Source organism: Sphingomonas immobilis (assembly GCF_030580995.1).
GTDB lineage: Bacteria > Pseudomonadota > Alphaproteobacteria > Sphingomonadales > Sphingomonadaceae > Sphingomonas > Sphingomonas immobilis.
Genome location: NZ_JAUQSZ010000004.1, coordinates 218693 through 242234, shown reverse-complemented (window position 1 = coordinate 242234; position 23542 = coordinate 218693). Strand labels below are relative to the sequence as shown.

At 67.6% G+C, this 23542-nt stretch carries 23 protein-coding genes; 11 read left to right on the top strand and 12 right to left on the bottom strand.

Features of this window, described 5'->3' with window-relative positions; translation table 11 throughout:
- The first annotated feature begins 73 nt into the window (after positions 1-73).
- Positions 74-2512: a CaiB/BaiF CoA transferase family protein gene (locus Q5H94_RS08125; protein ID WP_304560758.1), complete on the top strand. Its 2439-nt coding sequence runs from the start codon at positions 74-76 to the stop codon at positions 2510-2512.
- Here Q5H94_RS08125 and Q5H94_RS08120 read toward each other — a convergent pair whose 3' ends face one another.
- From Q5H94_RS08120 to Q5H94_RS08110, 3 genes are read right to left on the bottom strand one after another with little or no spacing between them, the layout of a single operon-like run.
- On the bottom strand, positions 2513-2926 hold the full coding sequence (locus Q5H94_RS08120) for a MaoC/PaaZ C-terminal domain-containing protein (RefSeq protein ID WP_304560757.1): 414 nt from the start codon (positions 2924-2926) through the stop codon (positions 2513-2515).
- 9 nt (positions 2927-2935) lie between these two features.
- On the bottom strand, positions 2936-3430 hold the full coding sequence (locus Q5H94_RS08115) for an FAS1-like dehydratase domain-containing protein (RefSeq protein WP_304560756.1): 495 nt from the start codon (positions 3428-3430) through the stop codon (positions 2936-2938).
- A gap of 29 nt (positions 3431-3459) precedes the next feature.
- Positions 3460-4386 carry an MBL fold metallo-hydrolase gene (locus Q5H94_RS08110; protein ID WP_304560755.1) on the bottom strand — a complete coding sequence of 309 codons (927 nt, stop codon included), beginning with the start codon at positions 4384-4386 and terminating at the stop codon, positions 3460-3462.
- Between the two features lie 172 nt (positions 4387-4558).
- Between Q5H94_RS08110 and Q5H94_RS08105 the strand changes: the two genes are divergently transcribed.
- Both Q5H94_RS08105 and Q5H94_RS08100 read left to right on the top strand, forming a co-directional pair.
- Positions 4559-5431, top strand: a complete 873-nt coding sequence (locus tag Q5H94_RS08105; protein ID WP_304560754.1) for an alpha/beta fold hydrolase — start codon at positions 4559-4561, stop codon at positions 5429-5431.
- Positions 5432-5551: 120 nt separating this feature from the next.
- Entirely contained in the window at positions 5552-5848 is a 297-nt protein-coding gene (locus Q5H94_RS08100) for a hypothetical protein (RefSeq protein WP_304560753.1), read from the top strand.
- Between the two features lie 43 nt (positions 5849-5891).
- Here Q5H94_RS08100 and Q5H94_RS08095 read toward each other — a convergent pair whose 3' ends face one another.
- From Q5H94_RS08095 to Q5H94_RS08085, 3 genes are all read right to left on the bottom strand, one after another.
- Positions 5892-6677: a tyrosine-protein phosphatase gene (locus Q5H94_RS08095; protein ID WP_304560752.1), complete on the bottom strand. Its 786-nt coding sequence runs from the start codon at positions 6675-6677 to the stop codon at positions 5892-5894.
- A gap of 28 nt (positions 6678-6705) precedes the next feature.
- The gene (locus Q5H94_RS08090) at positions 6706-7869 is read right to left on the bottom strand and encodes an acyl-CoA dehydrogenase family protein (RefSeq protein ID WP_304560751.1); all 1164 of its coding nucleotides are present in this window, start codon (positions 7867-7869) and stop codon (positions 6706-6708) included.
- Positions 7870-7982: 113 nt separating this feature from the next.
- On the bottom strand, positions 7983-8447 hold the full coding sequence (locus tag Q5H94_RS08085; protein ID WP_304560750.1) for a MarR family winged helix-turn-helix transcriptional regulator: 465 nt from the start codon (positions 8445-8447) through the stop codon (positions 7983-7985).
- 136 nt (positions 8448-8583) lie between these two features.
- Here Q5H94_RS08085 and Q5H94_RS08080 point away from each other — a divergent pair, with 136 nt between their 5' ends.
- A complete protein-coding gene (locus Q5H94_RS08080) occupies positions 8584-9825 on the top strand; it encodes an MFS transporter (protein ID WP_304560749.1) in 1242 nt (413 codons plus the stop codon).
- A gap of 3 nt (positions 9826-9828) precedes the next feature.
- Here Q5H94_RS08080 and Q5H94_RS08075 read toward each other — a convergent pair whose 3' ends face one another.
- Genes Q5H94_RS08075 through Q5H94_RS08060 form a run of 4 tightly spaced genes read right to left on the bottom strand, consistent with a single transcriptional unit; the run spans position 9829 to position 13937 of the window.
- The gene (locus tag Q5H94_RS08075; RefSeq protein WP_304560748.1) at positions 9829-10758 is read right to left on the bottom strand and encodes an FAS1-like dehydratase domain-containing protein; all 930 of its coding nucleotides are present in this window, start codon (positions 10756-10758) and stop codon (positions 9829-9831) included.
- Between the two features lie 28 nt (positions 10759-10786).
- On the bottom strand, positions 10787-11584 hold the full coding sequence (locus Q5H94_RS08070) for an SDR family oxidoreductase (RefSeq protein WP_304560747.1): 798 nt from the start codon (positions 11582-11584) through the stop codon (positions 10787-10789).
- Positions 11581-12360, bottom strand: a complete 780-nt coding sequence (locus tag Q5H94_RS08065) for an enoyl-CoA hydratase (RefSeq protein ID WP_304560746.1) — start codon at positions 12358-12360, stop codon at positions 11581-11583. Before Q5H94_RS08065 ends, Q5H94_RS08070 begins: the two co-directional genes overlap by 4 nt.
- Positions 12357-13937, bottom strand: a complete 1581-nt coding sequence (locus Q5H94_RS08060; protein ID WP_304560745.1) for an AMP-binding protein — start codon at positions 13935-13937, stop codon at positions 12357-12359. The genes Q5H94_RS08065 and Q5H94_RS08060 overlap by 4 nt, the downstream gene beginning before the upstream one ends.
- A gap of 182 nt (positions 13938-14119) precedes the next feature.
- On the opposite strand from Q5H94_RS08060, the gene Q5H94_RS08055 reads away from it, so the two are divergent.
- Genes Q5H94_RS08055 through Q5H94_RS08040 form a run of 4 tightly spaced genes read left to right on the top strand, consistent with a single transcriptional unit; the run spans position 14120 to position 18049 of the window.
- Positions 14120-15277, top strand: a complete 1158-nt coding sequence (locus Q5H94_RS08055) for an acyl-CoA dehydrogenase family protein (protein WP_304560744.1) — start codon at positions 14120-14122, stop codon at positions 15275-15277.
- Positions 15278-15289: 12 nt separating this feature from the next.
- Positions 15290-16471 (top strand): oxidoreductase, encoded by a 1182-nt coding sequence (locus Q5H94_RS08050; protein ID WP_304560743.1) that lies wholly within the window; start codon positions 15290-15292, stop codon positions 16469-16471.
- A gap of 29 nt (positions 16472-16500) precedes the next feature.
- A complete protein-coding gene (locus Q5H94_RS08045; protein ID WP_304560742.1) occupies positions 16501-17550 on the top strand; it encodes a DUF7065 domain-containing protein in 1050 nt (349 codons plus the stop codon).
- A gap of 55 nt (positions 17551-17605) precedes the next feature.
- Positions 17606-18049 (top strand): acyl-CoA thioesterase, encoded by a 444-nt coding sequence (locus Q5H94_RS08040; protein WP_304560741.1) that lies wholly within the window; start codon positions 17606-17608, stop codon positions 18047-18049.
- Between the two features lie 7 nt (positions 18050-18056).
- Here the strand turns inward: Q5H94_RS08040 and Q5H94_RS08035 are convergent, their stop codons facing one another.
- The gene (locus tag Q5H94_RS08035; RefSeq protein ID WP_304560740.1) at positions 18057-18467 is read right to left on the bottom strand and encodes a hypothetical protein; all 411 of its coding nucleotides are present in this window, start codon (positions 18465-18467) and stop codon (positions 18057-18059) included.
- Between the two features lie 155 nt (positions 18468-18622).
- Here Q5H94_RS08035 and Q5H94_RS08030 point away from each other — a divergent pair, with 155 nt between their 5' ends.
- From Q5H94_RS08030 to Q5H94_RS08020, 3 genes are all read left to right on the top strand, one after another.
- Positions 18623-19822 carry an AAA family ATPase gene (locus Q5H94_RS08030; protein ID WP_304560739.1) on the top strand — a complete coding sequence of 400 codons (1200 nt, stop codon included), beginning with the start codon at positions 18623-18625 and terminating at the stop codon, positions 19820-19822.
- Between the two features lie 55 nt (positions 19823-19877).
- Entirely contained in the window at positions 19878-20948 is a 1071-nt protein-coding gene (locus Q5H94_RS08025; protein WP_304560738.1) for a ParB/RepB/Spo0J family partition protein, read from the top strand.
- Between the two features lie 67 nt (positions 20949-21015).
- Positions 21016-22197 (top strand): replication initiator protein A, encoded by a 1182-nt coding sequence (locus tag Q5H94_RS08020; RefSeq protein WP_304560737.1) that lies wholly within the window; start codon positions 21016-21018, stop codon positions 22195-22197.
- A 437-nt stretch (positions 22198-22634) separates the two neighbouring features.
- On the opposite strand, the gene Q5H94_RS08015 is transcribed toward Q5H94_RS08020, so the two are convergent.
- Complete coding sequence (locus Q5H94_RS08015) at positions 22635-23522, bottom strand: crotonase/enoyl-CoA hydratase family protein (protein ID WP_304560736.1); 888 nt, start codon at positions 23520-23522, stop codon at positions 22635-22637.
- Positions 23523-23542: the final 20 nt, after the last annotated feature.

Sequence of the window (23542 nt, the reverse complement as noted above, 5' to 3'; positions counted from 1 at the left end):
GATATCTGTTTCCCTCCGCGAGGGCCAACGGCGTAGCGGTAGGATGCTGGAAGAGAGAGGGCGAAGCGGCCGAATGACCAAGCAGGCACTGGCGGGGCTGCGTGTCCTCGATTTCTCGGATGCCCGTACCGGCGCACAGGTCGGGCAGACACTGGCCGATTTCGGCGCCGAGGTGATCCTGATCGAGAAGCCCGGCGGCGCGGCGCTGCGCGGCCAGGCGGCGTGGCCGTTCTGGGCACGCGGCAAGAAATCCGCGACGCTCGATCTCAAGGATCCCGCCGATCTCGCCGTCGCGCTCGATCTCGTCAGGACCGCCGACGTCGTAATCGAAAGCTTCGAGCCCGGCACGGCCGACCGGCTCGGCATCGGTTACGCCGCGCTCAGCGCGCTCAACCCGCGCCTCGTCTACGGCTCGATCACCGGCTTCGGCCGCGACACCGGCTTTTCGGATCTGCCGGGCTTCGAAGGGCTCGTTTCCGCGAAATTCGGCATCAACTGGACGATGGAGGGCATGGCCGACCGGTCGGGCCCGGTCTATTGCTCGGTCGCCTACCCCTCCTATGCCGCCAGCCAGCTTCTGTTGCAGGGCATCCTCGTCGCGCTGTACGAACGCGAGGAGAGCGGTGCGGGGCAATGGGTCGAAACGTCGCTGGCCGAGGCGATGACGATCTACGATCCGTACGGCTGGGCCATGCGCACCGCTGCGATCAAGTTCGGCGGCGGCGAGATGAAGCAGCTGCCGCGCGTGCTTGACGGCGTGCCGACCGGCGGCCTGTCGTTCCGGCTGCTGATCGCGCTGACCAAGGACGGCCACTGGCTGCAATTCTCGCAGACGCCCGACCGGCTGTTCCGCGCGATGATGCGGCTGTTCGGGCTCGAATGGATGTTCGACGATCCCGAATGGTCGGAAATTCCCAATTTCGAATCGGCGGCGAAGCGACTCGAATTCTGGGAAATCCTGCTCAACATCGTCCGCAGCAAGACCGCGGCGGAATGGGCCGCCGGCTTCGACGAGGAACCCGACGTCTGGGGGGAACAGTTCCGCAAGGGCAGCGAGCTGCTCCATCACCCGCAGATGGAATGGAACAAGATGGTGGTCGCGCCGGATCACGCGGGCTTCGGCACGGTGCGCCAGCCCGGCCCGATCGCGCATCTTTCGGCGACCCCGGCGGACGTGCTGTCGCCGCCCCCCGCGCTCGGCCAGCACGACGCCGAGGTCCGCGCCACCGCGGGCGCGGCGAGCTCTGCCACCGCCCCCGCGGCGCCCTCCGCCGCGCTGCCGCTCGCCGGCGTGACGATCGTCGAACTCGCGACCTTCTACGCCGCCCCCTACGGCGCAACGCTGCTCGGCGAACTCGGCGCGCGTGTCATCAAGCTCGAGGAGTTGAACGGCGAGCCGCAGCGCAACATGCTGCCTTTCCCCGAAGTCGCCGGCCTGAAAGCGTTGCTCGGCAAGGAATCGGTCGGCGTCGATCTCGCGACGGCGGAAGGGCGCGAGATCGCCTATCGCGTCATCGCCAAGGCCGATATCGTCCTGCAATCCTTCCGCGGCGGCGCGGCGAAGCGCCTCGGCCTCGACGCGGAGTCGCTCCGCGCTGTCAATCCCGACCTGATCTATCACAATGCGCCCGGCTATGGCGTGGACGGGCCCTACGCCCGCCGCCCGGCCTTTGCGCCGACGATCGGCGCGGCCGCCGGCATCGCCTGGCGCAACGCCGGGCCGGTCATCCCGAGCGGTGCCGACCTCGACCTCGCGGCGATCGAGCCGGCGTCGAACCAGCTCGGCAGCGCGGTGATGACGGGCGGCAACGCCGACGGCATGTCGGCGATCACCGTCGCCAGCGCGATGATGCTCGGCCTGCTCGCGCGCCGTCGCGGCCACGGTGCGCAGGATCTGTTCACATCGATGCTATCGAGCGTCGCGCACGGCCTGTCCGAAGTGATGCTCGAATATGACGGCCAGCCGGCGACACCGGAGGCCGATTCGGGCCTGTACGGCCTGCACGCGCTGTACCGGCTCTACGAAACGCCATCGGAATGGGTGTTCCTGGCCGCCCCGCGCGATCGCGACTGGGACCGGCTCGTCACCGCCTTCCCCGCCGCCGCTTCGCTCGCCAACGATCCGCGATTCGCGACGGCTGCCGATCGCCGCGCGAACGACGCCGCTCTCGCCGAGGCGATCTCCGCGCTGTTGCAGGCGCGCCCCGCCGCGGAGTGGGAGACGCTGCTGCGCGCTCACGGCGTCGGCTGCGTGGTCGCGGCGCGCGGCCCGATCGAGGCGAACTACATGGGCGATGCCGGTGCGGCGATGAACCTCCTGACCGAGGGCGATCACCCGATCCTCGGCGAGATGTCGCGCCTGAAGCCGCTGATCCGCTTCTCGCGTTCGGCGACGACGACGAAGGACGCACCGCTGGTCGGCCAGGATACAGAAGTGGTGCTGCGCGAATTCGGCTATTCGGACGACGAGCTCGCGGCGCTGGTCGCCAAGGGCGTCATCGTGATGGGGTGATCACGCGGGCGGCGTCAGACTGACGCTGCCCGTCGCCAGCACCGTGCCATCCGCGGCGCGCGCCCAGAGCGACAGGTCGATACGCCCCGGCCCAACGGAGTCCACCGTCGCTCCGCACGTCAATACACCAGGATGAAACGGCCGGTGATACCGCACCGCATAGCGGGCGATCGTCGCCTGCGCGGGCGGCGCCCAATCGGTCACGACGCGGCACATATGCGCAAAACTGAGCCAGCCGTGTCCGATCACGTCGGGATAGCCCTGTTCGATCATGAACGGATGGTCCCAATGCTGGCGCACGTAATCGTCGGCAGCGCCGGCATATTTGACGAGCGCGAGGCGATCGACCTCAAGCGCGATCTCCGGCAGCTCGAAGCCGGCAGCGGCGTCGGCAAAAGGGTTTTGCGATGTCATGGCGGTCTTTCAGGGATCGAACGAAACAGAGCCGACGCGCACCGTCGCGACGCGCGCGCCGTCCTGATTGCTCAGCGTCATCTCGGCGATCTGGAATAGCAGCGGCCCGGCGCGGCCCTCACGCAGATAGGCTTCGGCGTAGCGCGCCTCGCCGCTGATCACGTCGCCGGCGCGGATCGGCACGCCGAGGTCCACGGCGTCGTCGGTATGCAGGAACATCGATAGCGGCAGGTCGAACGTCAGCAGGCCCGCCATCGTCTCCGCGCAGAAGGTAGAGACATAGGTCGGCGCGGCGATGATCGCCCCGAACGGGCCCTTCGCCGCTGCCGCTTCGTCGATGTAGAGGGGATCGGTCTGGCCGGTGGCGTGCGCGAACTTGACGAGCGCACCAACCTCGATCCGCCGCGATACTCCGGGGCCAATCGTGCCGATCCGCGTGCGCAGCCGGTCGACATGCGGTTGAAGGTCCGCCGCCGTCGCCTTGATATCCTCCGAAATCGCCACGACGCCCCTCTGCCCGACCGTCCGAAACCCTAGATATTTGGAACTTCGGTGTCAATATGACTTTCGTGTTCCAATGTACCGGCGGCTTGGAGGAGAGGGAACGGTTCGCCCGGCACGAAATCGAATCCGTCCGCGGTGGCGACGATCCGGCCATGATGCGGCTCTGGGAAATGCGCTGGAAAAATCAGCGCGCGTTCGGCCGCCACTCTCGCGAACAAAGATTTCCGGGTCGCGATAGCCTGGCCGAGATCGTCGCAGCCGCGCAGATGCAGGTCGGGCCGCAGGATCTGGGCGGGATGATGCAGGGTATCGCCCACGAAATAGGCGATCGCCTCCGCAGACTCGAGGCGCAGGATCATGTGGCCGTGCGTATGGCCCGGCGCCGCCTCGGCCAGAAGGCTCGGCGAGACGCGATATGGCGGCTCGATCAGACGCGCCAATCCGGCGGCCAGGACCGGTGCCACCGACTCGGCGAAGACATGGCGGTTATATTCGTTGAACTCGGGGTCTGGATCGACCGCCGCCGCAGGATCCCAGCGCGCGACTTCGCGTGCGGCGAACAGATAGGTCGCGTTGGGAAAGGTCGGGACCCAGCGCCCCCCCTCGTCGCGCGTGTTCCAGCCGCAATGATCGCAGTGAAGGTGAGTGCAGAAGACGATGTCGATTTCTTCGGGCGCAACGCCTGCCGCCGCCAGGCCGGCAAGCCAAGGCGTATCGAGATCCTCGAAATACGGAAAGCCCGGACGTTTGCGGCCATTGCCGTTGCACGGATCGATCAGGACGATCAGCCCGTCGACGTGGACGATCCAGCTCTGGCCGCAAAAGACGAAGCTCATGCGTTCGCGGTTGAGAAAGCCGCCGCCAAACGGCACGAGCGCGCGCGTGATGAAATCGGCATCGTCGGTCAGCGCATCGATCGGCAATTCGAAGCGCAGTTCCTCGACCCGGTCGATCATGGCCTCTCCTACCCTCAGCGGCATGACCCTTCTCCCGACGCGCCCGTTCGCGATATCGCACGGCAGGTTAACCGGCCGAATCGGGAGCGGCAATCGGGCAATGGGCAGGCTTGCCCTCCCCCGCGAGCGGTCGCAAAGACCGTGCTGGAACACGCAACGCAGGACGCGCAGCATGGACGACGATTACGGCCCGACTTCGCACAGTTTCGTGTCGCAGCGGCTCAAGCTCAATTATCTCGACTGGGGCAATGCCGCCGCACCGACGCTGATCCTCGTCCACGGCGGGCGCGACCATGCGCGCAGCTGGGACTGGATCGCGCGCGCGCTGCGCCACGACTGGCACATCATCTGCCCCGATCTGCGCGGGCACGGCGACAGCGCCTGGTCGCCTGACGGGGCCTATACGATGCCCTATTTCATCTGCGACCTCGCACAGCTCGTCCACCAGCAGAGCGCCAAACCCGTGACGATCGTCGCCCATTCGCTCGGCGGCGCGATTTCGCTGCGCTACGCCGGGCTCTACCCGGAGCGCGTGCGCAAGCTGGTCGCGATCGAGGGACTCGGCCTCTCGCCCGATGCGATCGAGGAACGCGACGCGACCGCCTTTGCCGATCGCTGGCGTGGCTGGATCGAGGAGCGCCGCGGCATCAGCGCGCGCTCGCCGCGCCGCTACGCGACGATCGACGAAGCGCTGGCGCGGATGCGATCGGAGAACGGTCACCTCTCCGAGGAGCAGGCGCGGCATCTGACCGTCCACGGCGTCAACCGCAACGAGGACGGCAGCTTTAGCTGGAAGTTCGACAATTATCTGCGCTCGTCGCCACCGCTCGACGTGACCGATGACGAGTTGCACGACCTGTGGGGACGGATCGACTGCCCTACCCTGCTCGCCTACGGCAACGACAGCTGGGCGTCGAACCCCGCGAAGGACGGTCGCGCCGCGCATTTCAGATCGGCGCAGGTCATCACTTATGACAATGCCGGCCACTGGCTGCATCACGACCAGTTCGACACGTTCCTGGCGGATCTCCGCGCGTTTCTGTGATGTTTCCCAAAAAATGTTGCGGCGCAACAATTTCTCTTGACAACGCTGCGCTAGCTAATACTAAGCTAGCGTAAGATCACCAAACCGATCGCGTCATCCTCAGGAAAATGGAGCTGCATCATGCGTATCATTCTGACCCTCGCCGCCGCCACGCTCGTCGCCACCCCGATCGCCGCTGCCGTTGCAGCGGATGCCACCGGCACCGCCACCGCCGTCGTCGCTGCGCCGAAGCGTGGCGCCACGCTGCGCGATGCCAAGGCGACCCGCCTCGGCTCGATCGACCGCGTCAATGCCGACGGTTCGGTGCAGATCATCTTCAACTCGAAGTTCGTGACGATCCCCGCCGACAAGCTGGTCTCGGGCACCGACGGCGTCGCGACCTCGCTGACCAAGGCGGAAGTCTCGAAGCTCCGCTAATCGAAACGGCCCGGTCGCGCGTGTGCGCGGCCGGGCCTTTCTTTCACTCTACCAACCGCGCGATGATCTTCTCGCGCTGCTCGGGCGTCACGCCGAGCCCATCGCGCAGATACCCGTCGATGCTGCCATAGCGCTCGACCATCGCCGCGAAACCATTCTGCAGATAGCGCGGCTCGACCGACATCAGCGCACGCAGGCCGTCGTCGGTCATGTCGCCGAAGATCGCCTTGATATGCAGCCCGCCCGCCGCGACGCGCGCCTCGATATTGCCGGTGATGTTCGTCAGCAGATAATCCGCCATCATGTCGTCGGGATGGACCCCGACGAGGTGGTGGAGCAACGCGACGGCGATGCCGGTCCGGTCCTTCCCGGCGAGACAGTGAATCAGCGTCGGCCGGTCGAGATCGGCCAGCCGCGCGAAATAGCGCGTGTAGAGCTCCATCAGAACCGGCCGGAAGGGCATGGTGCGATAGGTGTTCATCATCGATTCGCGCGCCTGGTCGGCGTCCATCGCACCGCGCGCCGCCTCGACATGCGGCGCCTGCGTCACCGTCTCGTCCTCGATCAGGATGACCTCGGCATCGAAGCCGTCTGGGCGCGGGCACGGGGCCGCGATACGCTCGCTCTTGCCGCGCAGGTCGATCACCGCGCCGAGGCCGAGGCCCGCCACCGTCGCCAGATCCTCCGGCGTCGCATCGAAATGCTGGGCGGAGCGGAACAGCCGCCGCTCGCGCAGCCGCCCGTGCGGGGTGGCATAGCCACCATAGTCACGGAAGTTGAAGATGCGGCGACACTCGACCAGCCGATCGAGCACGATTGCCTCAGACATCGCGGTATCCTTTCCTGAGAGGGAGTGGTCAGAGCGCGCGGGCGATCAGCACCTTCATGATCTCGTTGGACCCGCCGTAGATGCGCGAGATGCGCGAATTGCGGAACATCTGCGCGATCGGATATTCGTTGATATAGCCGTAGCCGCCGTGAAGCTGCAGGCACTGATCGACGATTTCCCACTCGGTATCGGTCGCCCACATCTTCGCGATGGCGGATGTCGTGTTGTCGAGCGTGCCGGCGATCGCCTTGGCCGTGCAATCGTTGACGAAGGTCTTGGCGATGCGCGCCTTGGCGTACATCTCCGCCAGCTTGAACTGGGTGTTCTGGAAATCGAAGATCGGCTGGCCGAACGCCTTGCGCTGCTTCACGTAGTCGACCGTCTCGGTCAGCGCGCGTTCCATCGTGGTGACGGCGTTGACCGCGATCAGCAGGCGCTCGCGCGGCAGCTCGGCCATCAGCTGGAGGAAGCCCTTTCCCTCCTCCGACCCGAGCAGGTTCTGCGCGGGCACCCACACGTCGTCGAAGAACAGCTCCGACGTGTCCTGCGCATCATTGCCGATCTTGTCGAGATTCTGGCCGCGCCGGAAACCTTCGACCTCACCCGTTTCGACCACCAGCAGAGAGATGCCGCGCGCGCCCTGCGCCGGGTCGGTCTTGGCGACGACGACGACGAAATCGGCGATCTGGCCGTTGGAGATGAAGGTCTTGGAGCCGTTGATGCGGTAGCCGTTGCCGTCCTTCAGCGCGGTGGTGCGGATCGCCTGGAGGTCGGAACCCGCACCGGGCTCGCTCATCGCGATCGCCGCGACACGCTCGCCGGTGACGAGGCCGGGCAGCCAGCGGTGCTTCTGCTCCTCGGTGCCGTGCAGCTGGATGTATGGCGTGACGATGACGTTGTGCAGGCTGGCGGCGAAGCCCTCCACCCCCTTGCGCTGGATCTGGTCGACGACGACGAGATCGTGGCGGAAATCGCCGCCATGCCCGCCGTAGGCCTCCGGCACCGACACGCCGAGCAGCCCGGCCGCGCCGGCTTCGCGCCAGAACTCCCGCTCGACCTGGCCGTCCTCGCGCCATTTGGCGACGCGCTTCTCATCGACGTTCTGATCGAGGAAACGTCCCACCGAATCGTGGAACATCCGAATTTCCTCGTCGGCCATATAGTCGGGCTCGGGAAAGGTCATCGCGGTCATCTGGGATCCTCAGGCAAGCATTGTGCCGACAGCCCTGACAAACATTCGGCCCGCGGGCAATCTCACCTGGTCAGATAGGTGCGTACAAATCGACGGGCCGGAACGCCACCGCCTCACGCCTCGCAGGCGATGGGATCGACCTCGACCAGCCGCGGCGCGGATTCGATATTGGCGATGACGCGGTCGAGCACGCCGAGCGCGATCTCGAGCGCGGCCGGATCGACCCCGGCGAGCGCGATCGTCTCCTCGTTGGCGCCGAGCTGGGCCAGCCGGTCGAGCAGCGGCAGCGCGAGCGACGTCAGATAGAGGCGATGCGTGCGGCGATCGGCGGCATCGGCGCGCCGTTCCACCCAGCCGCTGTCGACCAGCCGGTCGATCAGCCGGCCCGCGGTCACGTCGCTCACCTCGATCAGTTCGGCGATGCGACGCTGCGACGCGCCTTCGTAGCAACTGATCGCATAGATCGCCCGCCACTGCGCGCGGGTGATGCCCAGGCTGCGCGCACGCGCATCGAAGCGGGTTCGCTGCAGGCGGCCGATCAGGCTAATTCGATAACTGATAAGGGCATTGGCGCGCATTCCGGCTCTCTCCACGCGGCTCGTCTCCCGGCTGCATCAAACGCACTTGGTTAGACATCTCGTCGCAAATGTCCTAGCCGGAATGCGTAAACCTTCTCGCGAGCACGAACGCGATCATAGGACAAGGAGAGGCGCGATGACCAGCCACGGGATAGCTGCGGAGGAAGGCGTCGTCGATTCGTCCCCGATCAGCGAATACGGGCTCGGTCGCGGCACGATGATCGCCATTGCCTGCTTCACCGCGACATTGTCGGCCGCGCTGATCTACGACGTGCTGCCACCGATCATGAGCAACCTGACGGAGCATTTCGGCGGCGGCGCGCACGGCACGTTCATCGCGCAGTTGGCCGGTACGCTGCCGCTGTTCGGCGTGATGCTCGGCGGCCTTACCGCGGGCTGGATCGCGGAGCGCATCGGCCTGCGCGCGGCGCTGCTGAGCGCGATGGCGCTGTTCGGCCTGTCCGGTTCGGCAGGCGTGGTGCTTGACCACGAGACCGCGTTCCTGGCCACGCGGTTGCTGATGGGTGTCGGTGCCGGCGTGATGACGGCCGCCTGCAACGCGATGATCGCGATCTATTTCAGCGGCGCGCCGCGGGCGCGCATGAACGGCTTCATCATCGGCTCGGGGGCGATCGGCGGCATCGTGTTCGTGCTGATCGCGGGGCTGACGGCGACATGGTGGTGGCGCGGGCCGTTCCTGTTGCACGGCGCGATCGTGCTGATCTTCCTCATCCCGGTGCTCGCCGCCGGCCGGGTTCCGGCAAGCCCGCCGGAATCCGACAATCCGTTCGCGAACCTCAAGCGCTTGCGGCCGATCCTGCCGGCCTGCGCGACCGGCTTCGCCTGGTTCGTGATGATGTTGATGAGCGGCGTGAAGACTCCGTTCGTCATGGCGGAATCGGGCATCACCGATCACGGCACGATCGGCATGATCTATGCGCTCAACGCGGCGTCGGTGACGGTCGCGTCATTCCTCTTCGGGCATTTCGTGCCGCGCTATCAACCGGTGCTGGTGATCCGCCTGTCCTTCCTGATCGCGGCGATCGGGCTGTGCGTCGTCGCCACGGCGCACAGCGTGCCGCAGTTCATCCTCGCCCTCGTCATCAACGGCAGCAGCGTCGGCGTCGCGCTGACGGCGATCTGGACCTGGGGGATGCGGCTGGCGCCGCGCGCTCTGGTGGCGCGCGCGCTCGGCACGATGACGACCTGCCTCTATCTCGGCGGCGCGGTGATGCCGATCCTGACCGCGCCTTACGAGCGGTTGCTCGGCACGCGCGGCCAGTTCTTCGGCATGGCGGCGACGATCGTCGTGGTCGTCGCCCTGCTGTGGATCACTCAGCGCAGCCGCACCACGCTGACGGAAGCGCCTGCGGAATAATCCTCAGTCCGAAAAGGCCGCGCTGCCGGTCGCGACCTGCGCGCCGTGCTGGTTGACGATCCCCAGCGCCAGGTCGCCCTCCCCTTCGGCGGCCGGCGCCGCGGTGCAGTGGAGCGCGTCGCCCGGAAAGGCGCTGCTGCGATAGCGCACGTCGATGCGCCGCAGCCGCTGGCCCGCCGGCGCGCGCGATCCCGCCAGTTCGGCAAGGTAGCTCGACAGCCCCCAGCCGGGCAGGATCGGCAGCGGCAGCCCTTCCGCCTGTGCATAGGGCGTGTCCCAATGAATGCGGTGTACCCCCCAGATCGCGGCGGCGAACATGAACATCGTCACCATGTCCGGGCTCTTGATGAAACCATCGTCGGTCCATTCGGTCGCGGGCCGGCTGGCGGTCGCGGCCGCCTCTCCCTCCGGCGCGGCATAGGGCGGCAGCGGCGGCGGCGGCGCGCGCAGGATCAGCGTCGAGCCGTAGCGCTCGATCACCTCCCCGGCGGGCGTCGTCAGCGTCGCTTCCTTCTCGACGAAGACGATGTTGCCGGTCTTGCCCTGCTTCTCGGTGATCGACTTGGTGGTGAACACCTCGACGATGTCCTCACCGGCGATGGCGGGACGGACGAGATCCCAATGCTGCCCAGCGAGCATCGTCTGCAGATGCGTGAGCCCCGGCGGTGCGGCGCTGTCATACTGGCCGTCGGCGAGCAGGCCCGAGCGAAACGGCACGGGGCGTGTCGCGGAGGCGTTGAACAGCGGCGGCGCGACGATCCCGGCGAAGCCCGCCGCGCGCGCCGCGCTTTCGTCGGTGAAGATCGGGTTGGGATCGTCGATGGCGGCGGCGAACTTGCGAATCTGGTGCGCGTCGATCTTGCCGTGGCGTGGCTCGGTCTGCTCGCCGACGATCGACATCACTTGCGGCGTCAGGAAACTGGCTTGGGTCACACGACCTCTCCCTTGAAAGACGTTCGGATTATTGCCCGAAATTCGGATCGGTGCGCATCACCGCGACGACGCCTCCGTCGACGCGCAGATCGGTGCCGGTCACGAAACTGGCCTGCGGCGAACATAGATAGACGATCGCGTCGGCGATTTCGCCGGCGCTGCCCATGCGCGGCACCGGCGTCGCGGCGAGCATCTGTGCGATGACCGGCGCGGCGTCGAACTCCGCGGCGTTCATCGGCGTGTCGATCAGGCCGGGCGACAGCGAGACGATGCGCGCGCCGCGCTTGCCCCAAGCCGCCGCGCGCGCCTCGACCAGCCGCATCACGCCGCGCTTCGAATAGCCATAGCCCGCGTAAGGGTCGCCGCCCGCCGCCAGCCGGTCGAGCGCGCCGTCGGCAAGCGGATCGTCGAGGTCCGCGTCGCGATCGCTCGCGGCGGTGTGCCCGGCGACCGAGGCGATCAGCACTGCCGCGCTCCCCTCCCCCGCCAGCGGCGCGAGCGCGTCGGTCAGCCGCACGCTCGCGCACAGATTGACGTCGAGGATGCGGCGCGCGTCGGCCATCGTCGGCGAGAGGCCGGCGGTATGGATCAGCCGCGCCAGCCCGCCGTTCGCCTCGACCGCCGCGACGATCGCTGCGAGGACGGCGGGTTCGGTGAGATCGCCCGCGACGATGCGGTGCCCCGCCCCCGCCAGTTCCGGCAGCAACGCGGACAGCTTCGCCTCAGACACATCGCACAGCAGCAGCGGGCCGCTGGCGGCGAAGCGTCGCGCGGCTTCCGCACCCATGCCGCCGGCCGCGCCGGTGATGACGGTGAGGCCGCTCACTGGCTGCGGCCCCGCGCCTGCACGGCGAGGCGGCGCGCCTCGACCTCCTCGGGCGTGACCGCGGAATTGGCGGCGGAGGAGACGCGGTGTTCGATCGCCAGACCATCGCCGAAGCTCGCCGCATAGCCGTCGTCGATCAGCGTCTTGTAGGCCTTGAGCATCGCCGGATCGATCGACGCCATGTCGCGCGCGAGCTTCTGCGCGGCGGGCAGCAATTCGTCGGGCGCATAGACGTGATTGACGAGGCCCCAGGCCTCGGCGGTGGCGGCGTCGAGGAAATTGCCGGTGAACGACAGTTCCTTCGCCCGGCTGATGCCGATGATGCGCGACAGCTTCTGCGACAGGCCCCAGCCCGGCATGATGCCGACGCGCGCGTGCGTGTCGGCGAAGCGCGCGTTGGTCGAGGCGACCAGCACGTCGCAGGCGAGCGCGACCTCGAACCCGCCGGTGATGGCGACGCCGTTGATCGCGCCGACGACGGGCTTGCGGCACACCTCGATCGCCTTGACCGGGTTCTCGTCCGCCCCCTCGGCGTTGGCGGCACCGAGCGCACCCGGCTCCGATCCCAGTTCCTTCAGGTCGAGCCCGGCGGTAAAGGCGCGCGTGCCCGCGCCGGTCAGCACCACGGCACGGACGTCGTCATTGGCGTCGATCGCGGTCATCACCTTGAACAGTTCGGAGCGCAGCGCCTTGGACAAGGCGTTCATCGCCTCGGGCCGGTTGAGCGTGACGGTGGCGACGCCGTCCGTGATATCGAGGGTAATGATCTCGCTCATGCAGCCAGTTCCTTCGCTTCGGCGCGCGCGCGGGCGCGCAGTTCGTGTTTCAAGATCTTGCCGGTGCTGTTGCGCGGCAGGTCGGCGACAAGCACGATGCGCTCCGGCGTTTTCTGCTTCGCGACGCCGATGCCGGCGAAATAGGCGCGGACGCTCTCCAGCGTCACCTCGGCGCCCGGCCGCGCGATGACATAGGCGCTGACGATCTCGCCCATCCGTTCGTCGGGAAAGGCCACCACCGCCACGTCGAGGATGGTCGGATCGGCAAGCAGCAGATCCTCGACCTCGCGGGAGGAGATGTTCTCGCCGCCGCGGATGATGATGTCCTTCTTGCGATCGGAGATGACGAGGAAGCCGTCGGGATCGAAATGGCCGATGTCGCCGGTGCGATACCAGCCGCCGGGCAGGAAGGCGGCGGCGTTGAGGCGCGTGTCGAAATAACCGGTGAAGAGTTCGGGCCCGCGCGTCACCATCTCGCCATCGACGCCGGGGGGCAGCACGTTGCCATCGTCATCGACGAACTGCATCTCGCAGCCGACCATGAGCTGCCCCTCGGTCGTCAACCGCTTTTCCATCGCGTCGGCGGGATCGCCGGTGGTGACGGTGGGATGCTCGCTCGATCCGTAGCAGCGGAAGGTTCTCAGGCCCCGCGCGGCGCAGCGCTCGATCAGCGTCGGCGGCACCGGCGCCGCGCCGACCAGCACGCTGACCATGCTCGACAGATCGCGGCCGTCGCGGTCGGCGGCATCGAGGATGCCGGTAACATGGAACGGCGTGAACGAGCCCGAGCTGATACGGTGCCGCTCGACCAGCATCGCGGCATCGGTGACATCCCACTGGTCCATCAGCACCAGCTTGGAGCCTTGCGTGATGTAGCGCATCATCGTGCAGGCACCCGCGACATGCCCCGGCGGCCACGGCGAGAGCGTGACTTCGACGATCGCGCGGCGCGCATAGGCGACCTGCGCCATTTCCGACAGCAGCGTGCGGCTGGAATGGCAGACCCCCTTCGGATCGGCCGTCGTCCCGGATGTATAGACCAGCATCGCGAGATCGTCGGCATCGCGTGCGGCGGGCGCCGCGCCATCGTCCTGCGCCAGCATCTCCTCCCAGCGCGTCGCACCGGCGGGCACCGCATCGCCGATCACGACATGCGTCGCCAGCGCGGGCAGATCGCCGCACGCCGCCAGTGTCTCGCCGTAGTCGGCACTGCGCCAGCGATCGGGCGTGACGAGCAGTCTCGCGCCCGACTGGCGCAGGATGAAGCCCATTTCCTTCGCGCCGTAGATCGAGACGATCGGCAGCATCACGGCCCCGGCATGGGCGATACCGATGCACGCCACGATCCACTCGCTCCACGCCGGCAACTGCACCGCGACGATGTCGCCCGGCACGATGCCGCGCGCACGCAGCCCGGCCGCGAAGCGCAGGCCGTCGGCCATCACGTCGGCCAGCCGGTGCGATCCGGGGCGAAGGGCGGAATGGACGACCAGTTCCGCATCGGGGTGAAGCGCCGCACCGTCGAGAAATGCGGCGATCAACGGCCGGTCGGTGCCCTCAAGCGTTGTTTCGCTCATCGCATTCCCCTCCGTTTCTTGCTTTTCACGGTGTCCACCATGGCCAGGACGAATCGCTCTCCCTGCCAATGCCCGCGCACCGTGCGGCGCACAAGCGCTTTGCCCGCACCACGCTTACCTAGATAGCGACGTCGCTTTGACCCGGACCGGCAATTCGATATGGGACGCGGGCGAAGGAGTCGATGATGCCGGACGAAAGCCATCCCGAAATCCGTGAGGGCGTACGCCGGCTCGTCGCTGATTTCCCCGGCGAATACTGGCGCGCGCTCGACCGGGAGCGCACCTACCCGACGGAATTCGTCGCCGCGCTGACGCAGGCGGGCTATCTCGGGATGCTGATCCCGGAAGAATACGACGGCTCGGGCCTCGGCCTGTCGGCGGCATGCGCGGTGTTGGAGGAGGTCCACCGCTCGGGCGCGAACGGTGGTGCGGCCCATGCGCAGATGTATACGATGGGCGCGATCCTGCGCCACGGCAGCCCCGAACAGAAGGCCCGCTACCTGCCCCATGTCGCCAGCGGTGCGCTGAGGTTGCAGGCGTTCGGCGTGACCGAACCCGGCGCGGGCACCGACACGACGCGCATCTCGACCTTCGCGCGGCGCGACGGCGACGATTATGTCGTCAACGGCCAGAAGATCTGGATCAGCCGCGCCGAGCATAGCGACCTGCTGCTGCTGCTCTGCCGCACCGCGCCGCGCGACGCCGCGGCCAAGCCCTCCGCGGGGATGAGCCTGCTGCTCGTCGACATGCGGCAGTCGGTCGGCAACGGGCTGACGATCCGGCCGATCCGCACGATGCTCAATCATGCGACGACCGAACTGTTCTTCGACGATCTGCGCGTGCCCGCCGCCAATCTGATCGGCGCCGAGGGCAAGGGCTTCCACTACGTGCTCGACGGCATGAACGCTGAGCGCATCCTGATCGCCGCCGAATGTATCGGCGACGGGCGCTTCTTCATCGACAGGGCGAGCGCCTATGCGAAGGAGCGCAATGTCTTCGGCCGTGCGATCGGCGAGAACCAGGGCGTGCAATTCCCGATCGCGCGCGCGCAGATCCAGCTTTCCGCCGCCGCGCTGATGGTCGACCATGCCGCCGCCCTGTTCGAGGCGGGAGAGCCGTGCGGCACGGAGGCGAACATGGCGAAGATGCTGGCATCCGAGGCGAGCTGGTATGCCGCCGATATGTGTGTGCAGACGCACGGCGGCTTCGGTTTCGCCGAGGAATATGACATCGAGCGCAAGTTCCGCGAGACGCGGCTCTATCAGGTCGCGCCGATCTCGACCAACCTCATCCTCAGCCATGTCGCAACGCATGTGCTGGGCCTGCCCAAGTCTTTCTAGGAGAGGCGCATAATGACTGCCACGCCCGATCTTTCGCCGCTGTTCCAGCCCTTTACGTGCAAGTCGCTCAGCTTGCGCAACCGCATCGTGATGTCGCCGATGACGCGCCAGTTCGCGCCCGGCGGCGTGCTGATCGACGAGGTCGACGGCTATTACGCACGCCGCGCAGCGGGCGGCACCGGCCTCATCGTCAGCGAAGGCACGGCGGTCGATCACGCCGTCGCGCATTATTCGGCGAAGATCCCGCATTTCTACGGCGACGCCGCGCTGGCGCGCTGGCGCGCGGTGGCGGCTGCGGTCCATGCCGAGGGCGGCGCGATCGTGCCGCAGCTCTGGCATTCCGGGCTTGCCCGCCGGCGCAGCCACACCGCCAATCCCGAATTGCCCAACGCCTCCGCCTCGGCGCTGACCGAGGACGACCTCACCGCCGCCGCCGCGAACGGCACCGCCCCGCCCTCCGACAAGCCGCGCCGCCCGGCCGAGCCGCTGAGCGAGGCCGAGATCGCCGATGTCGTCGCCGCCTTCGCGCAGGGCGCGGCCGACGCCAAGGCGGTCGGCTGCGACGGCGTCGCGATCCACGGCGCGCACGGCTATCTGCTCGACCAGTTCTTCTGGGAACGCTCGAACCGGCGCGACGACCGCTACGGCGGCTCTCTCGAGAACCGCATCCGCTTCGCGGTCGAGGTGGTGGCGGCGGTGCGCGCCGCGGTCGGCCCCGATTTCGCGATCCTGCTGCGCTTCTCGCAGTGGAAGAGCCAGGATTACACCGCCAAGATCGGCCCCACGCCCGATGCGCTCGCCGCCATCCTGCAGCCGCTCGCCGATGCCGGGGTCGATGTGTTCGACGCCTCGACCCGGCGCTTCTGGGAGCCCGAGTTCGAAGGCAGCCCGCTCAACCTCGCCGGCTGGGCCAAGAAGCTGACCGGCAAGGCGGCGATGACGGTCGGCTCGATCGGACTCGACGGCGAATTCCTCACCGGCGGCGGCCCGGCCGAGGCGAGCGCCTCCACCGAAAGGCTCGAACAGCTCGCCGAGATGATCGCGCGCGGCGATTTCGATCTCGCCGGCGTCGGCCGCGCGCTGATCGCCAATCCCGACTGGGCGAACCTGGTCGAAAGCGGCCGCTTCGACGCGCTGCGCCCATACAATGCGTCCGCGCACGTCAAGACGCTGGAGCAGACCGAAGCCGCCTGAGCGGCTCGCCACGAGAGAGAGGATCCCCGATGGACATCACCCGCGACACGCCGTTCGTGCCCGAGGACGACCAGTATCACGCGCTGGGCGGCGATCCGCTCAACCTCGAGACCAACTGGTGGTCGATCAACATCCCCGAGCGGCGGATCGGCATCTGGGTCCATTCGGCCTATTATCCCAACACCGGCAAGCTGCGCTGGCGCATCTTCGCGTGGGACGATCGCGGTGCCGATCCCGCGCGGCTGGCCTATTACCGGATCGAGGACGGCGTCGACATGCCGGGCGCGCCGGACCTGCGCGACATCGTCTTCCCGGCGGGCGGCTATCACCTCAAGATGACGCGACCGCTGATGGACTACCGCGTCGAATTCGCCGATCCCGCCGCCGGTTTCGCGCTCGAGTTCGATTTCGTCGCGGCGCATCCGCCGCACCGCTTCACGCCGGGCGAGCCGCCGGCGATGTTCAACCCGCACCTCGACCAGCTCGGCCGCTATACCGGCACGCTGACACTGCGCGGCGAGCGCATCCCGATCGACTGCTGGTCGGTGCGCGACCGCACCTGGGGCCCGCGCGAGGGGGCGCATGCTTCGTCCCAGAAATACGTCGGCAAGCCCGCCAAGATCCTCCACCCCGGCGGGCCGCGTTGGCGCGAGATCGAGCGCGAGCGCGGTCGCGGGCGCATCCAGTATATCTTCGGCCATACCGACGACCAGACGGGCTTCCTCAGCTTCGTGCGCCCGCAGGACGGCGACGTGCAGGGCCGCTCGCCGCTCAACATGGGCTGGCTGCTCAAGGACGGGCGCTTCACCCGGCTCGACAAGACGAAAAGCTGGATGAAGAACTGGCGCTCGCCCGACACCGGCTGGAGCGCGCATATGGACGTGATGCTCGCCGACGAGGAAGGCCGCACGATGGAGGCCGAGGGCTTCACCGTCAGCCATATGTGCGAGCACGGCAACGGCTCCAACGCGCTGATGCGCTGGGAATATGACGGCAAGACCGGCTGGGGCGAGGATCAGGACGGCTGGAAGACCGATCATTTCGCGCGGATGCTGTCGGCGCTGCGCGCGACCGGTTGACAGCGAGGGGACCGGGCGGGGATAGCGCCGGCTCCCCAGAGCGAAGGCCCGCGACGTGACCGACCCATCCCCCGCGGCGACCGACCCGGCGCTCAGCCTCGACTATTACCCGCACCACCATCACGTCACGCTGCGCCAGTCCGACGGACTGGGCGACGAGGGGCATGTCCCCAACGGCACGCTCGCGGTGCTGTGCGACGATGCCCGGCAGGACGTCTATACGCACATCATCGGCGACCGGATCCGCAGCCACGCGATCCATCTGGTCGAGATCAATTTTCGTTTCCTGCACGAGGTGACCTATCCCGGCAGCCTGACGATCGGTGTCGGCATCGTCGCGATCGGCAACAGTTCGATGCAGCAGGTGATCGGGTTCTTCCGCGACGGCCGCTGTCACGTCCTGTGCCGCGTGGCGAGCGTAAAGACCGCCGACGGCCGCTCGGCACCGCTGACCGATGCGGAGCGCGCGCGGGCGCAGGCGTTTCTCGTCTCCGGCTAGCGCGACGTCAGTCGAACATGCCGCCGTCACCCTGATAGGTAACGCGGATCAGCACCGCGCCGGCATCAGGAAAACGCGCGCGCGCCTCGGCGCTTTCGTAGGTGACGGCGCGTGGCCCCGCACCGCGCAGGTTCGACACGCTGTAGGCGGCAAGATCCTCGCGCGCGAGCGTCGCCAGCACGGCATCGCCCGATACGATCTCGATCGCGACGCGGAATTGCGGCAGCTTGGCGATTTCCTCGTCGAGGCCGTGGATGCGATCGTCCTCGGCCCGCCAGCCCTCGCTCCAGGCGGCGGCGCGCGGGTCGCTCGCGGAATAGGGATTGGCCTCGTGCGGGAGGCGATAGGCGTGGTCGGCGCGCGCCATCAGGCGGATTTCTTCGAGCAGCGCGTCGTTCGCCATGATGTCGGTCTCCATCGCCGCGTCTCGATCGCGACCGGCGCGGATATGCACGCCCCGTCACGCGGTTTAAAGAGGTAACTCGAAGGCTTCGTGGCGGTTTCATTGCCATATTGAAGATTTTCTGCCACAAACCGCGCATCTATTGTTCAGATGAGGCGGGGATCGCGCAAATGCATTCAGATGCCACCCGAATCGGCGAACTGGCCGATGCCGGCGAGCGCATGATCGAGCGCTTGCGCCGCAAGGCGTTCCTGCCCGAAAGCCGCAAGAGCCTCAACGTGCGCGTCGGCATCGCCGAGGCCGCGGCCTTGCTCGGCTGCTCGACGAATCGCATCCGCATGGCCGAGGAGGACGGCCGCCTCCCCCCTCCCCCCGCCTCGGGCACCGGGCGGCGCGTCGGCTATACGATGGAGGATCTGCTCAACATGCGCGAGGTGCTAGGCGCGAGCCCGGCGCGCGCGCCGCTCGATACGCCCGCCATCATCGCCGTGCAGAATTTCAAGGGCGGCGTCGGCAAATCGACCGTGACGACGCATCTCGCGCATCATTTCGCGGTGCTCGGCTACCGCGTGCTGGTGGTCGATTGCGATAGCCAGGCGACGACGACGACGCTGTTCGGCTTCAACCCGCATTTCAACATCACGCGCGAGGAAACGCTCTACCCCTATCTGTCGATCGACCCGACGCAGACCGACCTGCTCTATGCCGTCAAGAAGACGACCTGGCCCAATGTCGATCTCATCCCCTCCAACCTCGAGCTGTTCGATGTCGAGTACGAGCTGGCGGCTTCGGGTTCGGACGGCGGATCGGTGCTGGCCGCGCGGTTCCGCAAGCTGAAGCGGGGGCTCGCCGATCTCGCGCGCAATTATGACATCGTCATTCTCGATCCGCCGCCCGCGCTCGGCACGATCAGCCTGGCGGTGATGCAGGCGGCGAACGCGCTGCTCGTGCCGCTCGCCGCGACGACGCCCGATTTCTGCTCGACGGTGCAGTTCCTCTCGATGATGGATCAGGTGATCCAGCAGCTCGGCGATGCCGGGATCGATGTTTCCTACGATTTCGTGCGGCTGATCTGTTCGAAGTTCGACGGGAACGATCCCAGCCACGCGATGGTCCAGTCGATCATGGAACAGACCTTCGGGCCGACCTTGCTGCCGGTGCCGATCCTCGAATCGGCAGAGATCAGCCACGCCGCGATGCGGATGATGACGGTGTACGAGCTGGAGCGGCCGATCGGCACGCCCAAGACGCACAAGCGCTGCCGCGCCAATCTCGAAGAGGCGCTCGGCCAGGTCGAATTGCTGGTACGGCGCGGCTGGGGGCGCACGGTGCCCGCCAGCGAAGAGACGGTCGTCAACGAAGCGGCATGAAGGGGCTGTCCTACAGCGCTTTTGTTCTTGATATGTTCGCGTGAGAGGGAATCGAGTGGCACGCAAGCAAAAGGAATATCTCGCGGCATTGCTCGCTGACGAACCCGCCGCCCCGGCCGCGCCCGAGGCCGGCGCGCCGGACGGTGCGGCGGCGGCGAGCTTCGCCGACCAGCGTGCCGAGCGGATGCGCGGCACGACCTTGCTCGGGCGCGAATCGGCGCTGGCGCGGCTCGCCTCGGGCGAGGTGCGACAGGTCACGCAGTTGCTGCTCGATCCCGCGCGGGTGCGGATCTGGCCGGGCAACGCGCGCGTCTACGCCCAGCTCAGCGAGGAGAATTGCCGCGACCTGATCGATTCGATCCTTGCCGAGGGCGGGCAGAAGGTGCCGGCGGTGGTGCGCCGGGTCGAAGGCGATCCGGCCTGCGACTATGAGGTGATCGCGGGCACGCGGCGGCATTTCGCCGTGTCGTGGCTGCGCGCCCATTCCTATCCCGATGTCGCCTTCGTGGCGCAGGCGGCGGTGCTCGATGACGAGGCGGCGTTCCGGCTCGCCGATCTCGAGAATCGCGCGCGCAAGGACGTGTCCGATCTCGAACGCGCGCGCAATTATGCCGCCGCGCTGACGCAGCATTACGGCGGCCAGCTCACGCGCATGGCGGAGCGGCTGCGGCTCTCGAAGGGCTGGCTGTCGAAGATGGTCAAGGTTGCCGGCATCGACGATGCGGTGTTCGCCGCCTTCGCCTCGCCTGCCGACGTCCAGCTCAAGCCCGCCTATGCGCTGGCACAGGCGCTCGACCATGCAGGGGCGGCGCGCGCGATCCGGGCGATGGCGGGCGTCATCGCCGCCGAACAGGCCGATCTGCGCGCGGGCGGCAACGCCCCCTATCCCTTCGCCGACGTGCTGCGCCGCTTGCTCGATGCGCCGCACGCGCGCGCGGCCAAGCCCGAGCCCTATACGCACCAGCTCGCCGACGGCCGCGCCACGATCAGCGTGTTGTCGCACAATCGCCAGGGCGTGACGTTGCGGCTGCACGCCGGGTCGGGCGCGGACAAGGAGACTCTGGTCAACGCCTTCCGCGCGACGCTCGCGCATCTCGACGCGGCGGGGATCGCCCCGAAGAAATGATGGTGCCGCGCCCTGCCCGCCGTTTCCCCGGGGAAACGGGCGCGGTGTTTCCCCGGGGAAACGCACGATGACGCGCGCCAACCGCGAGCGAATCGCCGAACAGTTCGACCTGTTCCTTCCCTATCTCTCCGACCTGCCGCTGCGCGACCAGCGCGAGATGATGGAGCGGCCGTTCTTCAGCCTCGCCAAGTCGAAGCGGATGAAGCCGATCGACTATCGCTCGCCCGACGGCAAATTGTGGGTCCATGTCTCGGCCAATCCCGATTACGGCATGGCGACGATCTGGGATGCCGACATCCTGATCTATTGCGCCTCGATGCTCGCCGACATGGCGCGGCGCGGGGTCAACGACGTGCCGCGCAAGCTCCACCTGATGCCCTATGATCTGCTGCGCGCGATCGGCCGCCCGACGACGGGGCGCGCCTACGAACTGCTCGGCCAGGCGCTCGACCGGCTGGTGGCGACGACGGTCAAGACCAACATCCGCGCCGAGAACCGCCGCGAGGCGACCTTCTCCTGGCTCGACGGCTGGACGCAGCTCGTCGACGAAAAGACCGAGCGATCGCGCGGGATGACGATCGAGCTGTCCAACTGGTTCTACGAAGGCGTGATGATGACGGGCGGCGTGCTGTCGATCGACCGCGCCTATTTCGACATCACCGGCGGGCGCGAACGCTGGCTCTACAAGGTCGCGCGCAAACATGCGGGCGGCGCGGGCGAGGCGGGCTTCGCGATCTCGATGCCGACCCTGTTCGAGAAATCGGGCGCGGAGGGGCAGTACCGCCGCTTCAAGTTCGAGCTCGCCAAGATCGCCGAGCGCGACGAACTGCCCGGCTATGCGCTCAGCCTGGAGACACCGGCCGGCAAGCGCGAGCCCAATCTGCGCATGCGCCGCCGCGCCGACGGCGAGATCGCGAAACCCGCGCGGGCGGCAAAGGCTGCCCCCTCCCCTGCCCTTCCGGCCGCATCCGCGCCTGCCCCCGCCGAACCCGTTCTCGACGCCAGCGCGCTCATCCGCCGTTCGGTGAGCGGCCTGTCGGGCCGCGCGACCGAAGGCTTCATCGCCGACGATACGCTCGCCCTGCTGCGCGCGGAATGTCCCGGCTGGGACTATCAGAACCTCCACGCGCTGTTCCGCGAATGGATCGGCGGCGACGCATCGCGCACGCCGGTCAATTACCAGAGCGCCTTCATCGGCTTTGTGCGCCGCTACGACGGCAAGAACCGGCACACCCTGCCCGGCCGCTGAGCCGCTACCCGCGTTCCCGAAGGTACGAGATCGCCGCGCCGTCCGTTCCCGATGTGTCGGCATCCCGCGCCCGATCGGCGTCCGATCCCCCGCCCTGCCCTCCCGCTCGCCAAAGCGGCGCAAGAATTGAACGCCAATCGCGGTGCGGTTGTTGGATTTGATTCAATCGCGACGCCGGTGACGGGCTCCGGCACGGCGCATCGACCTTTCGGGAACGGCTCCCGACCTTCCGGGAACGCTCCGACGATCTTTCGGGAACGGCGTCCCCGACCCTTCGGGAACGCCTCACCGACCTTTCGGGAACACCCTACCCCGCCCGACTCGCGGATTCCGGCCCGTCACGGCGCGGATTTCGGGGGCCTAACCTTCTAATAGAATCCTGAAACCCTCTAACGCCTACGAGAGAATTTGAAGACTTTGGAAAGGGAGAAGGGGGTTCACTTCCACTCCGGCTCGCTCCACCACGGGAAATAGCCGGGCATGCCGGTGCTGACCTTGTCGGCATAGACCGCAGGGCGCTTCTCCAGGAAGCTAGTGACACCCTCGACCGCGTCGGCGCTGCGTCCGCGCGCATAGACGCCGCGGCTGTCGATGCGGTGTGCCTCCATCGGGTGCGCCATGCCGAGGCCGCGCCACAGCATCTGGCGGGTGAGGGCGACCGACACCGCTGCCGTATTGTCGGCGATCTCGCGGGCGAGCGCGGTGGCGGCGGGCAACAGATCGGCGGGCGCGAGGAGGGAGCGGGTGAGGCCGCCCGCGTGCGCTTCGGCGGCCGGCATCACGCGGCCGGTCATGCACCATTCCAGCGCGGTCTGGATGCCGACGACGCGCGGCAGGAAGAAGCTCGACGCAGCCTCGGTCACGATGCCGCGCCGCGCGAACACGAAGCCGATCTTGGCGGTGTCGGCGATCAGGCGGAAATCCATCGCCAGCGTCATGGTGATGCCGATGCCGACTGCCGGGCCGTTGATCGCGGCGATGACGGGCTTGAGGCTCTCGAAGATGCGCAGCGTCACCTTGCCGCCGGTGTCGCGCACATCGGGGTGGCTCCAGTCGATCGTGCCGTCCGCCGAAACCGGCCCGCCGCCGTCGCGCACGGCATAGTTGAAGGTGTCGGCACCGGCTTCGAGATCCGCGCCCGCGCAAAAGCCGCGGCCTTCGCCGGTAACGATCACCACGCGCACGTCGTCATCGGCATCGGTCTTGTCGAACGCCGCGACCAGCTCGCCCGCCATCACCGAATTGAAGGCGTTGAGCCGGTCGGGGCGGTTGAGGGTGATGGTGGCGATACCGTTGGCGACGTCGTAGCGAATGGTCTCGAACATAGGGCTCTCCTCTTTCGAGG

Coding starts and splice junctions, on each gene's coding strand:
- Q5H94_RS08030 (WP_304560739.1), top strand. CDS start 18,623: ATGCATTCAGATGCCACCCGAATCGGCGAACTGGCCGATGCCGGCGAG.
- Q5H94_RS08015 (WP_304560736.1), bottom strand. CDS start 23,522: ATGTTCGAGACCATTCGCTACGACGTCGCCAACGGTATCGCCACCATC.
- Q5H94_RS08120 (WP_304560757.1), bottom strand. CDS start 2,926: ATGACATCGCAAAACCCTTTTGCCGACGCCGCTGCCGGCTTCGAGCTG.
- Q5H94_RS08105 (WP_304560754.1), top strand. CDS start 4,559: ATGGACGACGATTACGGCCCGACTTCGCACAGTTTCGTGTCGCAGCGG.
- Q5H94_RS08035 (WP_304560740.1), bottom strand. CDS start 18,467: ATGGAGACCGACATCATGGCGAACGACGCGCTGCTCGAAGAAATCCGC.
- Q5H94_RS08020 (WP_304560737.1), top strand. CDS start 21,016: ATGACGCGCGCCAACCGCGAGCGAATCGCCGAACAGTTCGACCTGTTC.
- Q5H94_RS08100 (WP_304560753.1), top strand. CDS start 5,552: ATGCGTATCATTCTGACCCTCGCCGCCGCCACGCTCGTCGCCACCCCG.
- Q5H94_RS08090 (WP_304560751.1), bottom strand. CDS start 7,869: ATGACCGCGATGACCTTTCCCGAGCCCGACTATATGGCCGACGAGGAA.
- Q5H94_RS08060 (WP_304560745.1), bottom strand. CDS start 13,937: ATGAGCGAAACAACGCTTGAGGGCACCGACCGGCCGTTGATCGCCGCA.
- Q5H94_RS08095 (WP_304560752.1), bottom strand. CDS start 6,677: ATGTCTGAGGCAATCGTGCTCGATCGGCTGGTCGAGTGTCGCCGCATC.
- Q5H94_RS08055 (WP_304560744.1), top strand. CDS start 14,120: ATGATGCCGGACGAAAGCCATCCCGAAATCCGTGAGGGCGTACGCCGG.
- Q5H94_RS08110 (WP_304560755.1), bottom strand. CDS start 4,386: ATGATCGACCGGGTCGAGGAACTGCGCTTCGAATTGCCGATCGATGCG.
- Q5H94_RS08050 (WP_304560743.1), top strand. CDS start 15,290: ATGACTGCCACGCCCGATCTTTCGCCGCTGTTCCAGCCCTTTACGTGC.
- Q5H94_RS08080 (WP_304560749.1), top strand. CDS start 8,584: ATGACCAGCCACGGGATAGCTGCGGAGGAAGGCGTCGTCGATTCGTCC.
- Q5H94_RS08065 (WP_304560746.1), bottom strand. CDS start 12,360: ATGAGCGAGATCATTACCCTCGATATCACGGACGGCGTCGCCACCGTC.
- Q5H94_RS08125 (WP_304560758.1), top strand. CDS start 74: ATGACCAAGCAGGCACTGGCGGGGCTGCGTGTCCTCGATTTCTCGGAT.
- Q5H94_RS08085 (WP_304560750.1), bottom strand. CDS start 8,447: ATGCGCGCCAATGCCCTTATCAGTTATCGAATTAGCCTGATCGGCCGC.
- Q5H94_RS08045 (WP_304560742.1), top strand. CDS start 16,501: ATGGACATCACCCGCGACACGCCGTTCGTGCCCGAGGACGACCAGTAT.